Source organism: Streptomyces sp. NPDC045967 (assembly GCF_056430495.1).
This window is the reverse complement of record NZ_JBWKLE010000002.1, coordinates 533,775-548,468: the sequence shown is the minus strand read 5'-3', so window position 1 is coordinate 548,468 and position 14,694 is coordinate 533,775. Positions and strand designations below refer to the sequence as shown.

15 protein-coding genes are annotated in these 14,694 nt (G+C 73.2%); 3 read left to right on the top strand and 12 right to left on the bottom strand.

Annotated elements, in window-relative coordinates:
* Positions 1 to 7: 7 nt before the first annotated feature.
* On the bottom strand, positions 8 to 574 hold the full coding sequence (locus AC07FY_RS05990; protein ID WP_479001027.1) for a tetratricopeptide repeat protein: 567 nt from the start codon (positions 572 to 574) through the stop codon (positions 8 to 10).
* Positions 478 to 933, bottom strand: coding sequence for a hypothetical protein (locus AC07FY_RS05985; protein ID WP_479001025.1), 456 nt, complete (start codon positions 931 to 933; stop codon positions 478 to 480). Before AC07FY_RS05985 ends, AC07FY_RS05990 begins: the two co-directional genes overlap by 97 nt.
* Before the next feature lie 499 nt (positions 934 to 1,432).
* On the opposite strand from AC07FY_RS05985, the gene AC07FY_RS05980 reads away from it, so the two are divergent.
* Positions 1,433 to 2,107, top strand: a complete 675-nt coding sequence (locus AC07FY_RS05980) for a Crp/Fnr family transcriptional regulator (RefSeq protein WP_479001024.1) — start codon at positions 1,433 to 1,435, stop codon at positions 2,105 to 2,107.
* 83 nt (positions 2,108 to 2,190) lie between these two features.
* On the opposite strand, the gene AC07FY_RS05975 is transcribed toward AC07FY_RS05980, so the two are convergent.
* Genes AC07FY_RS05975 through AC07FY_RS05965 form a run of 3 tightly spaced genes read right to left on the bottom strand, consistent with a single transcriptional unit; the run spans position 2,191 to position 7,282 of the window.
* Positions 2,191 to 4,707 carry an ABC transporter ATP-binding protein/permease gene (locus tag AC07FY_RS05975; protein WP_479001022.1) on the bottom strand — a complete coding sequence of 839 codons (2,517 nt, stop codon included), beginning with the start codon at positions 4,705 to 4,707 and terminating at the stop codon, positions 2,191 to 2,193.
* Positions 4,704 to 5,705: an ABC transporter permease gene (locus AC07FY_RS05970; RefSeq protein WP_479001019.1), complete on the bottom strand. Its 1,002-nt coding sequence runs from the start codon at positions 5,703 to 5,705 to the stop codon at positions 4,704 to 4,706. Before AC07FY_RS05970 ends, AC07FY_RS05975 begins: the two co-directional genes overlap by 4 nt.
* On the bottom strand, positions 5,702 to 7,282 hold the full coding sequence (locus AC07FY_RS05965) for an ABC transporter substrate-binding protein (RefSeq protein WP_479001016.1): 1,581 nt from the start codon (positions 7,280 to 7,282) through the stop codon (positions 5,702 to 5,704). Before AC07FY_RS05965 ends, AC07FY_RS05970 begins: the two co-directional genes overlap by 4 nt.
* Positions 7,283 to 7,443: 161 nt before the next feature.
* Here AC07FY_RS05965 and AC07FY_RS05960 point away from each other — a divergent pair, with 161 nt between their 5' ends.
* Both AC07FY_RS05960 and AC07FY_RS05955 read left to right on the top strand, forming a co-directional pair.
* Entirely contained in the window at positions 7,444 to 8,160 is a 717-nt protein-coding gene (locus tag AC07FY_RS05960; protein ID WP_479001013.1) for a PIG-L deacetylase family protein, read from the top strand.
* 81 nt (positions 8,161 to 8,241) lie between these two features.
* Entirely contained in the window at positions 8,242 to 8,625 is a 384-nt protein-coding gene (locus tag AC07FY_RS05955) for a VOC family protein (RefSeq protein WP_479001010.1), read from the top strand.
* A 154-nt stretch (positions 8,626 to 8,779) separates the two neighbouring features.
* Here the strand turns inward: AC07FY_RS05955 and AC07FY_RS05950 are convergent, their stop codons facing one another.
* The 7 genes from AC07FY_RS05950 to AC07FY_RS05920 form a co-directional block, all read right to left on the bottom strand.
* Complete coding sequence (locus AC07FY_RS05950) at positions 8,780 to 10,015, bottom strand: cytochrome P450 (protein ID WP_479001007.1); 1,236 nt, start codon at positions 10,013 to 10,015, stop codon at positions 8,780 to 8,782.
* Positions 10,016 to 10,148: 133 nt separating this feature from the next.
* Positions 10,149 to 11,345, bottom strand: coding sequence for a cytochrome P450 (locus AC07FY_RS05945; RefSeq protein ID WP_479001005.1), 1,197 nt, complete (start codon positions 11,343 to 11,345; stop codon positions 10,149 to 10,151).
* A 119-nt stretch (positions 11,346 to 11,464) separates the two neighbouring features.
* Entirely contained in the window at positions 11,465 to 11,863 is a 399-nt protein-coding gene (locus AC07FY_RS05940; protein ID WP_479001002.1) for a DUF3224 domain-containing protein, read from the bottom strand.
* A gap of 46 nt (positions 11,864 to 11,909) precedes the next feature.
* A complete protein-coding gene (locus AC07FY_RS05935; RefSeq protein WP_479000999.1) occupies positions 11,910 to 12,323 on the bottom strand; it encodes a nuclear transport factor 2 family protein in 414 nt (137 codons plus the stop codon).
* Between the two features lie 60 nt (positions 12,324 to 12,383).
* A complete protein-coding gene (locus AC07FY_RS05930; protein WP_479000996.1) occupies positions 12,384 to 13,142 on the bottom strand; it encodes a thioesterase II family protein in 759 nt (252 codons plus the stop codon).
* Between the two features lie 23 nt (positions 13,143 to 13,165).
* The gene (locus tag AC07FY_RS05925) at positions 13,166 to 14,434 is read right to left on the bottom strand and encodes a beta-ketoacyl synthase N-terminal-like domain-containing protein (protein WP_479000993.1); all 1,269 of its coding nucleotides are present in this window, start codon (positions 14,432 to 14,434) and stop codon (positions 13,166 to 13,168) included.
* A complete protein-coding gene (locus tag AC07FY_RS05920) occupies positions 14,431 to 14,691 on the bottom strand; it encodes a phosphopantetheine-binding protein (protein ID WP_479000990.1) in 261 nt (86 codons plus the stop codon). Before AC07FY_RS05920 ends, AC07FY_RS05925 begins: the two co-directional genes overlap by 4 nt.
* Positions 14,692 to 14,694 lie beyond the last annotated feature (3 nt).

Sequence of the window (14,694 nt, the reverse complement as noted above, 5' to 3'; positions counted from 1 at the left end):
GGCGCGATCAGCGGGCCCCCGGAGCCGGGCGCCCGAGGACGGCCCCGCCGGCCGCGCGGTGCTCGGCGGCGGCGGCCGGGTCCGTCCCGTCGAGCAGGAGCGCGATCCCCTCGTGGGCCTGCGCCTCCTCGTGGCGGTAGCCCAGCCGGGGGGCCAGTTCCAGCGCCTGCCGGTGCAGCCGCAGGGCCTCCTCGGGCAGTCCCGCCGGCCGGCAGGTTTCGGCGTAGGCACTGAGGAAGCGGACCTTCCAGTGCTCCTCGAACAGCTCCTCCAGCAGCGCGAACGCCTCGCGGTGGCTGGCCAGCGCCTCCTCGTAGCGGCCCATCCGCCGCAGGGCGACCCCCAGGCAATTGAGGCACCACGCCTCGTTGTTCATGTGCCCGTCCTCGCGGGCCAGCGCCAGCGCCCGGCGCAGGTGCCCCGCCGCTTCCTCGGGCGCCTCGTCGGCGAGGGCCAGGCCGAGGGTGATCCGGGCGGTCAGCGCCGGCGGCCACGCGGGATCCTGCGCGTACGGGGCCTCCAGCACCTCGCGGGCCCGCCGCGCCGCCTGCTCCCGCCGGCCCAGCTGCAGCATCGCCCAGGCTCCGCGGCGGCCGCGTGGGCGGCCCCGGCCGGACAGTCCGCCCGCGCGTACAGGGCGCCCGCCAGCCCGAAGAGTCGGAGCGGCTCCTCGGCATCGCCCCCGTCCCAGCGCAGGTAGCCGCGGCGCAGGGCCAGCTCCGCCTCGGCGCGGACGTCCCCCGTCTCGGACAACCGCAGGGCGGCCGCGTCGTAGGCGGCCGCGGCCTCCGCCGGCCGGCCCGCGTCGTAGCGGGCGAAACCGAGGTCGCTGTAGGCCTCGGCGCGCGCGCCGCCAAGGCGGCCGAGGAGGTTCGGCACCCGGTACACGACGCTCGGTTTCAGCGACAAGGCGGAACTCGACGACGGCAGCATGTGGGCGACCTCCTACGCCCTGACGGAGCCGGCCATCGCCGACGAGGCGAGGATCGCCGCGCTCGTGAGGCAGGCGGCGGGCTGAGCGGCGGGCCGCCGCGACGCGTCACGGCATCATGATCGGGAATTGAGTTCGTGCATTTATGCGGCCGTCTCCCGGACCCGCCGAAGAGCTCCGGCACACCGTGCGTGCGGGCGCGATCCAGCGCCCGCGCGCGACCCGGGGGCGCCTTTACCCACATTTTCCCTGGAAGCCTTAAATCCGGTTGTCCACCTCTCCCTACCGGTCCGGCTCGACGGGGCAAAGTACGTACCAGAACTCTTGAGCGACACTCTGTCAGGACTGTGAGAACTCTTGACAGTCCGATCGTTTTTGGACAATTATTGCAACTCATTGCCGCAACCGGAGGGGGGAGGGGGGGTTCCGGCATTTGAGTCCCGCCTTCAATGCTCGCGATCCCTCCAGATCATCATGAGCCTGCCCACTGCCATCAGCCCGATGAAATTCACGGACCGGGTCGTCGAATCGCTCCGACCGATCGCGCACACACTGCCGACCGTCACGATCCCCCGGGGTAGCCACATCTACAACTGCACCGAAAGCGACCAGAGCCTCTACCTGGTGAAATCGGGCCAGGTCAAGACTGTGATCGTGACGTCCACGGGGAAGCGATGTTTACTCGACCTGTACATCGCGGGGGAAATCTTCGGAGAGCTGTGCATGTCGCAGATCAGTCGGGTCGAAACGGCCGTGGCCATGGCGGACACGGAGCTGACGAAAATTCCGTACGGCAAGTTCTTCGAAATGCTGGCGACGGCACACCTCCTCGAGGAATTCGCGGAACACCTCGCGAGTCGACTCTCGGAACGCCAGCGAGTCATCGTCGATCTCGTCACCCTGGAAAGCGAATTGCGACTCGCGGCCCGGCTGCTCCAGCTTTCGCACCGCTTCGGGCAGTCACACCATCGGGGGCTGAAGATCGCCGCCCGACTCACGCAGGAAGAACTCGCGGAAATGGTGGGGACCACGCGGTCGAGAGTCGGGTATTTCCTCAAGCGGTTCCGTGAGGCAGGGCTCCTGGAATCCAGCAGCGGCTGGATCACCATACGAGACGAAGCCAACCTCGCCGGTTACATCGAGGCCCGCCTGGGCCTGAGCGGCGCGGCCGCGTAGGACGGACCCCCGGCGCCGGAGCGGCCTCGGCGCCGCGAGCGGCCACCGCACCGGCCCAGCCGGTGCGGTGGCCGCTCCCATCCTCAGAGGACCCGGGCGGGCGGGAGGTGGCGCAGCCGTCCGTCGGCGACCTCGGCGACGCGTCCGCCGATCCGTTCCACCACCAGCCGGTCGTGCGTGACCACCACCAGCGCCACGCCCAGTTCCCGGCACAGCCCGTCGAGCAGCCCGAGGACCGCGAGAGCGGTCGTCCGGTCGAGGGCGCTGGTGATCTCATCGCACAGCAGGACGTCCGGGCGGGCGGCCAGCGCCCTGGCCAGCGCGACCCGTTGCCGCTCGCCGCCGGACAGCGCGGCCGGCCGCCGGCCCAGGTGCTCCGCCCCCAGGCCGACCCGCTCGACCAGGGCCAGGGTCTCCTCCTCCACCCGGTCAGCCGGTACGAGAGCGAACTGGCGCAGCGGGCGTCCGACGATCCTGGCCACGCTCTGCCGGGGGTTGAGCGAGTCGTACGGGTTCTGCGGAACGAGCTGCAGGAGCCTGCGCTGGAGCGGGCTCCGCCGGGCCACCTGCCCCGCCAGCACCTCTCCGGCCAGCCTGACCTCCCCCTCCGTCGGCGCCAGCAGCCCGGTGACCGCCCTCAGCAGCGTGCTCTTGCCGCTGCCGGAGGTTCCCACGATGCAGAGGCGGCCTCCCGCGGGGACGGCGAGCGTCACGTCGGAAAGGATCCGGCCCGCGCCGGGGCGCTCCGCGCCGAGCCCGACGACGGACAGCGGCGCCACCGCGTCCCCCGCGTCCACGGCGCCCACCGCGGCGGCCACGGCCGCCGTGTCCGCCTCCCGCGGCCCCTCCGCCTCCCCCGCCCGGTCCGGTCCGCCGGGCCACGGCGCCTGCGGGTCGGCGCCCGCCGCGGGGGCCTCGGCCAGCAGTTTCTCCGGGCGTCCCGAGCGCAGGATCCGGCCGCCGCCCATCACCACGACGGTGTCCGCCGCCCGCGCGACCGCGTCGAGGTCGTGCGAGATGAGCAGGACGGCGGTGCCCGCCTCGCGGCACAGGGCGACGACCTCCATCACGAGCCGGGCGGTGTTCTCCGGGTCGAGTGCGCTGGTCGGCTCGTCGAGGACCAGCAGCCGCGGCTCGCGTGCCAACGCCACCGCGATCGACAGCCGTTGGAGCTGGCCGCCGGACAGTTGGTGGGGTTTGCGGGCCAGGAACGCGGGGTCGTCGGGCAGCGCCACGCGGCGCAGCGCCGACCTGGCCCGCTCCAGCCGTTCCCCGGCCGGTACGCCCACGGCGCGCAGCTGCTCGCCGATCTGCTCGGCGACCTTCAGGTTCGCGGGCAGGGAGGTCCGCGGGTCCTGGGCGACGTAGGCGACGGTGCGGGCCCTCAGCCGTGCGAGCTCGCGGCGGCCGAGGCCGTCCAGGGAGGTGCCGAAGAGCCGGGTGGTGCCGCGGGTGCGTTCCAGGCCGGGGTTGTGGTGGCCCAGCAGGGCCAGCGCGGTACTGGTCTTCCCACTGCCGGAGTCGCCGATCAGGGCGACCACCGTGGCGGCGGGGACCGTGAGGTCCACACCCCGGACGATCTCCCGGCCGGTGGCGCTCGCCCGCAGGCGCAGCCCCCGTACGGCCGCGGCCGTGTCCGGTCCCTCCTCGGGCCGGTCCCCGGCGGCGGCCTCGTGCTTCGCGCGCAGTACGTCCGGGGTCGCCGGCCCGCCGTCCCGGGGCGCCGGGACGTTTGCGCGGCGCGGCGTCGCCTCGGCCAGGCCGAGGCTGTCGGAGAGCCTGCCGATCGTGAGCAGCAGGGCGAGCAGGAGGGCAGCGGGCGCCAGTACGGCCATCGGCTGGAGGGTCAGGCCACCCTGGTTCTCCATGATCATCAACCCCCAGTCGGGGGTGGGCGGTTGGGCGCCGAGGCCGAGGAACCCGGCGGTGGCGACCGCGTAGGCGGTTCCGGCGAAGCGGACGCTGGCGTCCGCGGCGAGCGTCCGCACCAGGTTGGGGAACACCTCGCGGGCCAGGATCGCCGCGGTGGTCTCGCCCCGCGCGAGGGCCACTTCCACGTAGTCGTGGGCCAGGATCTGGGTGGTGGTGGCGCGGACGATCCGGGTGATGTCCGGCAGCATCACGGCGACCACGGAGATGGCGACGCCGAGCAGCCCCGGCCCGGTGCCGGTGGCGATCACCGCGATCAGCACCAGGGGCGGCAAGCCCATCAGCACGTCGGCGCAGCGCAGGATCAAGGTGGCGGCCCAGCCGCCGCGGTAGGCGGCGACCATGCCGGCCGTCACCCCGATGAGGTAGGCGACCAGCAGCACGCCGACGGACAGCAGGATCAGGGTCCGGCCGCCCGACAGTACCCGGCTGAGCACGTCCGCGCCCAGGTGGTCGGTGCCGAGCGGGGTGTCGGCGCTGCTCGGGGCATAGGGCATCCCGGCGCCGACCCGGGGATCCTTCGGGGCCAGCCACGGGCCGCACAGGGTCAGCGCCACGAGCACGCCGAAGAGGATCGCCGCGACCGGCCGCCGGCGGGCCGGGGCGGCCTGCGCGGGCTGACCGCCGGCCGGCGCCGGCGGTTCGGTGACCGGGGTGGAAACGAGGGTCACTGCGGGATCCTCCTCAGGGGGTCGAGGACCGTGCCGAGCACGTCTCCGAGCAGGTTGGCCAGGACGGTCACCAGCGCGACGAGCAGGGCGACCGCCTGCACGGTCGGCACGTCGCGGCCGGCCGATGCCTGCACCAGCACCGAGGCGATCCCGGGGAAGCCGAACAGGGTCTCGGCGACCAGGGCCCCGCCGACCAGCAGGGACAGGTAGCGCGCCAGCAGCGGGATCACCGGCGGGAGGGCGGCGGGCAGGACGTAGCGCAGGACCACCCGGTGCTCCGGAACGCCGTTGAGGCGGGCGGTGGTGACGGCGTCGCCCGCCGCGACCTCGACCACGCCGGCCCGCACCAGCCGGGCGTTGTGGGCCAGGCAGCCGACGAGCAGGGTGACCACCGGCAGCACCAGGATCTCCGGAGTGTCCAGCAGTCCCTGGCCCGGGCCGAGCAGGGACACCGCCGGCAGCAGGTCCAGCTCGACGGCGAGGACCAGCACCAGGATCGTGCCGGTGACGAACTCCGGCACCGACAGCAGGGTCAGGGTGGTCGTCGAGATCAGCCGGTCGGGCAGGCCGCCGGCGCGCAGGCCCGCCCAGATGCCCAGGCCGACGGCGAGCGGCACCAGCAGGGCGAGGGTCACGCCCGCCAGGGCCAGCGAGTTGCCGACCCGGTCTGCGATCAGTTCCGAGACCGGGCTGCCGGACACGTAGGAGGTGCCGAGGTCGCCGCGCAGGACGGCGAGCAGCCAGTCGCCGTACCGCACCAGCGCGGGCCGGTCCAGGCCCAGTTCGGCGCGTCGGGCGGCCACGCTCGCCGGGTCGGCGTCGGGCCCCAGCGACGCGGCGGCAGCGTCACCGGGTGCGGCCTCGGTGGCGGTGAAGACGATCGCGGAGACGGCCGCCAGCACCAGCACACCGGTGAGCAGCCGTCGGGCCAGGAGAGACCGCAGCGACCCCTGCCCGGAGCCAGGAGTCGCTGCGGCTGCGCGCACGGTGTCGGTCATCCCAGGAATGCGTCTCGGAAGCTCGGGAACGTCGGGTAGCCCAGCGATTTGACGCCGTGCACCTGCGGGGTGGCGGCGGCCAGGACCGGCGCCTTCGCCCAGACCAGGTCGCCGCCCTCCTCGTAGAGGTGCTGCTGGATGTCGGACATCGAGGTCCGGCGCTGCTCGTCGGAGACCGCGGAGCGGACCTTGGTGACCAGGTCGTCGATCTTCGGGCCCGCGACGCCGGTGAAGGGCAGCAGTGCGTCGGTGCCGTAGAAGAACAGCACGTCCAGGGGCAGCGGCCGGGGCTTGCGGTTGGCCGACTGGAACTTGGCGCCGATGAACACCTTGGGGTCGGCGAAGAAGTCCCCGGCCGGGACCTTGTCCAGGCCGATGGTGATGCCGGCCTTCTTGGCCTGCTCGGCGAGGACCGCGGCGCCCTCGGCCAGTCCGTACTCGTAGTCGCTGGTGCGGATGGTCAGCGAGAGGTTCTCGGCGCCCGCGTCCTTGAGGAGCTTCTTGGCCTTCTCCGGGTCGTACTGCCGCTGCGGCAGGTCCTGTGCGTAGTAGGGCAGGTACTTGCCGAACAGGTCGTTGCCGACCTCGCCGAAGCCGAGGGTGACGCGCTCGACCATCTGGTCGCGGTCGACGGCGTACTTGAGCGCCTGCGCGACCCGGGCGTCGGTGAACGGGTCCTGGCTGCGCTTGAGCATCGCGCCGAAGTTCGGCCACTCCCACTTGGGTGGGATGATCAACTGGACGGCCGCGTTGGAGCGTTCGGTCTTGCCCGCGACCAGGGAGATGCTCGCCGCGTACTCGACCTGGCCCGCCTTGAGGGCGTTGAGCCGGGCCGCGCCGTCCGCGATGGAGACGAGTTCGAGCTCGTCGAGGTACGGGCCCGCGCTGCCCCAGTAGTCGGGATTGCGCTTGAGCGTGGCGCCCTGGCCCACCCGGTGCTGCTGGAGGATGAAGGGGCCGCTGCCGGGGACGTTGGAGAAGTCCGTGGTGCCCGCCGGGATGATGAAGATGCCCTGGGTGAACACCAGGTCGAGGAAGCCGTGCGGCCGCTTCATCACGAGGACGGCCGTGAGCTCGTCCTTGCGGGAGGACTTGGCGAGGTCGAGATCGGCAAGCAGCGGGGCCTGGTTGGCCTTGGTGTCGACGTACGTGCGCAGCGTGAAGAGCACGTCGTCGATGGTGAGCGCGCGGCCGTCGGTGAACTTGACGCCGCTGCGCACCTTCAGCGTCCACTCGGTGCCGTCCGCGTTGGGCGTCAGGCTTTCGGCCAGCTGCATCTCCGTACGGCCCTCGGCGTCGAGGACGCACAGCTCGTCGTAGATCGCGCGGGCCCGTACGTAGTCGATCGGGGTGTTGGCGGCCTTCAGTACGTTGGCGGTCTCGTTGCTGCCCCCGATGAAGGCGGCGCGCAGCTTGCCGCCGCGCTTGGGCGCGACGGAGGGCTTGGCGTCCGCCACCGGGGCCTTCGCGTCCGAACCGCAGGCGGTCAGCAACCCCGCCCCTGCGGCGCCCACGGTGATGCCGGCCGCCGTCCGCAGCAGCGTCCGTCTCGACAGCGTGGGCCTTGAGTCCGTCATGGTTCCTCCTAGTTCGCTTTCTGCGCTGGGCCGGGCGCGCGAGGAAGGTATCCATGTCGAACGTCAGCCATCTGCGCCGGATTGAGCATGGGACCGGACGAACCGGGGGCACGCTCACTTCGGAGCAGACCTGCGCCGGACGGCGTGCGAGCCTGCGCCGCATGACGATTCAGCTTCAGGAGATGCCGACCGATTTCGACCGGGTGCTGTGCGTGGTCGCCCACCCCGACGACATGGAGTTCGGCGGTGCGGGCGCGGTGGCCGCGTGGACCGCGGCGGGCAAGCGGGTGGGTTACCTGCTGCTGACCCGAGGCGAGGCCGGGATCGACGGGATGGAGCCGTCGAAGGCGGCCCGGGTGCGGGAGGAGGAGCAGCGGCGCAGTGCGCGGATCGTGGGGGTGGACACGGTGGAGTTCCTGGACCATCCGGACGGCACGCTGGAGTACGGGCCGGCGCTGCGGCGGGACATCGCGGCGGCGATCCGCCGGCACCGGCCGGAGCTGGTGGTCGGCTACAACCACCGGGACGCCTCCTACACCCGCCGGTGGAACACCCCGGACCACCGCCACGCCGGCCGGGCGCTGCTCGACGCGGTGGGTGACGCGGGCAACCGGTGGATCTTCCCGGAGGCCGGGGAGGCGTGGGGCGGGGTGCGCTACGTCGCCATGGTGGGCTCCCCCGAACCGACCCACGCGGTGGACGTCACCGGCTCGGTGGACGCGGCGGTGGCCTCCCTGGAGGCGCACGAGGCCTATCTGGCGGGGCTGGGCGGGGGCGCCCCGGTCGATGTGCGGGCCCCGCTGACCGGGCTCTTCCGGGCGACGGGTGAGCGGTTCGGCGGCCGGATGTCGATCCCGTTCGAGCTCGTCGTGGGCTGAGCGGCGTCCGCCTTCGACGGACCGCCGCCGATGCGCAACTTTGGCCAGGCGGCGGAGGCGGAACTCCCTAGGCTTCCCGGCATGGCTGCTATCCCTTACACGAAGTACGAGGACGTCGCGCGCGCGCTGGAGTGGCTGACCGAGGCGTTCGGTTTCACCGAGCAACAGCGGTTCGCCCACCCCGACGGCCCGGTCTTCCACGCGGAGATGCTCACGCCCGCCGGCGACCCGGTCTACCTGGCCGGGCCCGGCGACGGCTACCGGTCGCCCGCCGCCACGGGCTACCGCAGCGCGATGGCGTCGGTGGACGTCGAGGACGTCGACGCCCAGTACAAGCGGGCCGAGGCGGCCGGCGCCAAGCTGGTCTTCCCTCCCACCGACACCCCGCAGGGCATGCGGGTCTGCAAGGTGGAGGACCACGAGGGGCACGAGTGGTTCTTCAGCCAGAAGCTCACCACCGCCTGAGGTCACCGGAGGGGGACCGACACGGGGAAGCGGGGGGGGGGGGGGCCCGGCCCCCCTCCCCCCTCCCCCCCCCCCCCCCCCCCCCCCCCCCCCCCCTCCCCCGTGCCCGCCCCGGCCCTCCGGCCTCCCCTGACCGGGGCGGCCGGGGCCGGTGTCACCAGGCGACCGGCAGGGCTTCCAGGCTGTGGATGACCACGTTGCGCTTCCACGGCAGTTCGCTCTCCGGCACGGCCAGCCGCAGGCCGGGGAAGCGCCGGATCAGCGTCGCGATGCCGATCTGCATCTCCAGGCGGGCGAGCTGGGCGCCCACGCAGTGGTGGATGCCGTGCCCGAAGCTGGTGTGCGAACCGGGCTTGCGGGTGATGTCGAAGGTGTCGGGGTCCTCCCAGACCCGCCCGTCGCGGTTGGCCGAGTTGGTGACGGCGATGACGCCGTCACCGGCCCTGATCAGCTCGCCGCCCACCTCGACGTCCTCGGTCGCGACCCGGATCAGTCCGCCGGCCGCGCCGCCGGGAATGTAGCGCAGCAGTTCTTCGACGGCGTCGCCGATCCGCTCGGGCTCGGCGCGCAGCAGCGCAAGTTGCTCGGGGTTGCGCAGCAGCACCAGGACGGCGTTGGCGAGCCGGTTCGCGGTGGTCTCGTAGCCCGCCACGATGAGCCCGCCGGCGAAGGAGATCAGTTCGCGTTCGGACAGCCGGTCGTCGTTGTCGCGGGCGGCGATCAGCACGCCGAGCAGGTCGTCGGCGGGGACCGCACGGCGCTCCTGCACCATCGCCGCCAGGTAGCCGATCAGGGCTTCGCGGGCGGCCACCGCCTCCTGCAGCGCGTCCGGGGAGGTCTTGAACATCAGGTCGGACCACGCGCGGAACCGGCCCTGGTCCGCGCGCGGTACGCCGAGCAGGTCACCGATGGTGATGATCGGCAGCGGTCCGGAGAGGGCGGCCACCACATCGCCGACGGGGCCCTCCTTCTCCATGGCGTCGAGCAGGTCGTCCACGGTGCGCTGGATGCCGGGGCGCATGGCCTCGATGCGGCGCACCGTGAAGGCCGGGGCGACGAGCTTGCGCAGCCGGGTGTGGTCGGGCGCGTCCTTGCTGACGATGGACTCGGGGTCGCCCTCGACGCCCGGCATGAAGCGGGGGGCTCCGGGGCGGGTGGCCGCCTGCCGACTGAACCGCGGGTCGCTGAAGACGGTACGGACGTCGTCGTAGCGGGTGACGATCCAGGCGGGGTCGCCGCTGGGCAGGGCGACGGGGCAGACCGGCTGCTCCTCGCGCAGGCGGGTGTACTCGGGCGACGGGTCGAGCGCGGACCGGATGGGGAACGGGAACGGGCAGCGCTCGACGCTCCCGTCGGTGGCGGTCGGTTGGTCTTCGGGCAGCCGGTTCACGCCGGCTCCTTTCTGGTACGCGGGTGGCCGGTACGCGGGAGCGTGCCGCGCCCGGGCTCGGTGGTCGAATCGGGGAGTCGGTGGTCGCGGGACGCCGCGGCCGGGCACGGGACGGGCCGGGGCGGGCGCCCGGTCACCAGGTGACCGGCAGCTCGTGGACGCCGTGCACGAACATGTCGGTGCGGAACGGGACGTCGTCCAGCGGGACGGCGAGCCGCAGGGTGGGGATCCGCGCGAAGAGGGTGGACCACAGGACCTGCAGCTGGAGCCGGGCCAGCAACTGGCCCAGGCACTGGTGCAGTCCGAAGCCGAAGCCGAGGTGCTCCCCTGCCTCCGGGCGGCCGAGGTCGAGCCGGTCGGGGTCGGGAAAGACCCGCTCGTCCCGGTTGGCGGAGGAGAGCACCACGACGACGCCCTCGCCGGCCCGGATGGTCCGGCCGCCGATCTCGACGTCCTCGGTCGCGGCGCGGCGCAGCCCGTAGTCGATGACGGTCTGGTGGCGCAGCAGCTCCTCGACCGCTCCGGGGACCAACCCGGGGTCCTTGACGAGCCCGGCGAGCTGCTCGGGGTGCTGGAGCAGCAGGAGGGTGCCGACGCCGATCTGGTTGGCGATGGTCTCGAATCCGGCGATCATCAGCAGGGTGGCGATGCCGACGAGTTCGTCGTGGGTGATGCCGTCCTGGCCGAGGCGGGCGGCGGCCCGGCCGAGCAGGTCGTCGGTCGGCGCGGCGGTCTTGTCGCGGACCAGCCGGTCCAGGTAGGCGCGCAGCTCGTCGCGGACGACCTGGCGGCGGGCGGGCGGTGCGGACTGGTCGCCGATGACCTGGGTGCAGTCCTGGAAGAACGCGCGGTCCCGGTAGGGCACTCCGAGCAGTTCGCAGATCACCAGGGTGGGCAGGGGCAGGGCGATCGCCTGGACCAGGTCCGCGGTGTTCCCGCCGTCGAGCATGGTGTCGACGAGCTCGTCGACGATGCCCTGGACCGCGGGACGCAGGGCCTCCAGGCGTTTCATCCGGAACTCGCCGACGATGGTGCGGCGCAGCCGGGAGTGGTCGGGCGGGTCCATCCGGATGAACGTCCCCGGGCCCGGCGGCCGGACGGTCATCCGGGCGGGGAACCCTTCCCGGGAGAAGTCCGAGCTGAAGCGGGGGTCGGCCAGGACGGCGCAGGCGTCGGCGTGCCCGGTGATCAGCCAGACCTCACTGCCGTCGAAGTCCAGGGTGGTGCGGAAGACCGGCTGCTCCGCCCGCAACTGCGGGTAGACGGGCGCCGGGTCGAGCGGGCAGGTGCGGGGCACGGGGTACGACGCGGGCGGGGTCGAGGCGTCCAAGGGGCGGGTCCTCCTCGTCCAACGGGGCGGCTGCCGGGCGGGGTCCGCCCGGCAGCCATCCTCATCGTCGGCCGCCCGGGAGTCTGCTCAACTTTGTGCTGGCGGGCCCGGCCCGAGGATCACGCGAGGTCGTAGTCCAGCGTGTACTCGGCGTTGCCGGCTTCCTCGTGGGTGGCGGTGAAGCCGCCGCTGCCGGTCAGGCCGACCAGCTCGCCCGTTCCGGAGCCCGGGACGACCGTCCACGTCACCACCGCGGCCGTATCGCCGAGTTCGCCGGTGTGCTGGAGCACGAAGCTGCCCGAGCGGCCGTCGAGCCGTCCGGTGATCTGCTCCAGCCCGACGAAGGTGGTGGAGGTGTCACTGCGGTAGAACATCACGTACTCCTGGACGCCCTGCCCCTCGATGGCGCCGGTGTAGGAGTACTCGATGGCTGAGCGGGTCAACTTGCGGCCGTCGGCCTGGGCGAACTCGTGCTCGTCCCAGCTCTTGAGGACGCGGGTGCCGGTGGCGTTGCTCATGTTCCGGATCTCTTCTCAGCAGAGGGTCATCGAACGCTTGGCGATGTCACGCGGAGGCGGCGTCGCCCGGGTCCCCAGCATGCCCGGAGACCTCGCGGCCCGCGAACCAGTCGCGCATTCCGCCCTCGATCCCGGCGACTTGGCGCCAGATCAGGCCGTCCTTGAGGACGTACGCGCCGAAGCCGAGTTCGCGTTCGCCGCGCACGCTCATCAGGGCGCGCATGAAGATGGTGTCGTCGGTGTGGGTGTACTCCAGCAGCTGCTCGTAGCGGGCCTGGATGTCCATGTAGCGGCCGAAGGTGTCGCCGATCTCCTCGATGCCGGTGAGGACGCCCTGGAAGCGCACCACGACGGCGTCGCGGTGGTAGGTCTCCATCAGTCCCTCGATGTCCTTGTTCTGCAGGCAGTCGATCTGTCGGACGAAGATCGGGTGGCAGCCCGAGAGGTCCAGCTTCTCCATGGTGTCTTCTCCTCGTGCGATCGGGTGGGGCAAGGGTGTTCGGTGGGCGGGTGCGCCGGGTCAGGTCCGGACGGGGAGCTCCAGCCGGCCGCGGATCAGGGCGAACAGGTCGCCCGGCGACCGCTTGAGGTAGAAGTGGTCGCCTTCCAGGACCGCCAGGTCGAACGCGCCGCGCGTGGTGTCGCGCCAGGCGGCCATCTCGTCCGCCTCGACCTCGGGGTCGGAGCGGCCCACCGCGGCGGACACGTCGCAGCCCAGCAGCCCGCCGGGCAGCGGGGTGTACGTCTCGTTCACCTCGAAGTCGGCCCGCAGGCCCGGGGTGAACGCGCTCAGCAGCTCGGGGTGGGCGAGCACCTCGGGCGGGGTGCCGCCCATGCGGGCGACGGCGGCGGTGAACTGCTCCGGCGGCAGGTCGTGCAGCCGGCCGCGGCGGGACGGCAGGTGCGGGGCCCGGCGGGCCGAGACGAACAGGTGGCGCGGTTCTCCCCAGCCGCGTGCCGCGAACTCCCGGGCCGCCTCGTAGGCGACGGCGGCCCCCAGGCTGTGCCCGAACAGGGCGTACGGCCGGTCGAGCAGCGGCAGCAGACCGTCGCACAGCGGGCCGATGATATCCGCCATGCGGCGCAGCGGCTGCTCCCTGGCCCGCGATTCCCGGCCCGGAAGCAGGATCGGCCGGATATCGACGTCCTCGCCGAACTCCCGCTGCCAGGAACGGAATCCGGCCGGTCCGCCGCCGGCGTGCGCGAAGCAGAACAGTCGTACCCCCGCGTCCGGGGCCCCGCGTGCCTCCGCCGTCCAGCGTGCCGTCACGGTGCTCACTCCCCTGTCCTCGGCCGGCCCGCTCACGCGGCCAGCAGGATGCTGGTGTCGATGCCCCCGAAGCCGAAGCCGTTCGAGAGCGCGTACGAGAAGTCCGCCGGCCGGGCCGTCCGGCCGACGAACCGCAGGGCCGGGTCGATCGGCCGGTGCAGGTTGACGTTGGGGTGGACGAAGCCGCCGCGCAGCTGCAGGACGGTCGCCACCGCCTCCACCACGCCGGCCGCGTAGAGGCAGTGCCCGGTGAGCGCCTTGGTGGCGTTGATCCACGGACCGTCGGGCCGGCCGCCGAAGACCCGCCGGAGCGCGGCCGCCTCGGTGCGGTCGCCGAGCGCGGAGCCGGTGCCGTGGGCGTTGACATACCCCACCGCCTCCGGCGGTACGCCGGCCATCCGCAGCGCCGCCGCCATGACCTGGCACTCGCCCCGCTCGTCCGGGTCGGCCTGGCTGTTGGCGTCCAGGGCGAGCCCGTAGCCCGCGATCCGGGCCAGGACGGGCGCGCCGCGGGCGCGGGCCGACTCCTCGGCCTCCAGCACCAGTGCCCCGCAGCCCTGGCCCGGGACGAACCCCGAGCGGTCCTGGTCGAACGGGCGGCAGACCTCCCCCGGCGCCAGTCCCGCCGGGCCCGGGGACATCGCGCCCAGGTTCGCCAGCGCCTGCCGCTCCAGCGCCGAGAGGTCGGCGAGGCCACCGACCACCAGGCAGGCGTCCACCGCACCGAGGGCGATCAGCCGGGCCGCCGTGATGATCCCGACGTTGCCGCTGGCGGAGGCGCCGCCGACCGTGCAGCCCTCGCCGGTGATGCCCAGGACCTGGCTGAGGATCCCGAGATGGTCGGTGTCGAGCAGGTGCAGGGCCGCCCGGGCCGGTACGTACGCGCCGCTGGCCGCGAGCTTCGGGTGCAGGCGTTCGGCGTACCCGGTGGTCAGGTTGTGCCCGGCCACCACCAGTCCGGTACGGCCGGGAGCCGGGCCGGCCTCGGCGCCGAGGCCGGCCTGGAGATGCGCCTGCACGGCGGTGGCCAGCGCGACCTGCACCCCGAACGGAGCCCGGCCCGCGGTGCGCACGGCCCCGGCCCGCAGTGCGGCGGGCAGGTCGGGGACGGCGTCCAGGGCCTCGCGCAGCCCGAAGTCCGCGAGGTCGGCCGAGACGGACTGCTCGTGCGGACCCGCCGCCGCCCGCCGGGTGATCCCGCTGCGTCCCGCCCGCAGGGCCTGCTCGAAGGCGTCCGCGCCGGCCGCGACCGCGGTGTGCACTCCCAGGCCCGTGACGACCACGGACGCGGCGGCGCTCACCGGCGGTGGGCCCGCATCAGGTCCACCAGGGCCCCGAGGTCAGGCAGGCCCTGCAACTCGGCCACCGGCACGTCCAGGCGCAGTTCCTCCAGGGTGAGGGTGACCACCTCGGCGCGGTCGATGCTGTTGCAGCCCAGGTCGGCCATCGAGACGTGCCGGGTGACGTCGGCGGGGTCGACCTCGGGGACGACCGCGACGATGTGGCGCCGCAGGGTGTCCAGGACCGTGTACGCGTCGTACGCGCCGTTCTCGTCCATCAG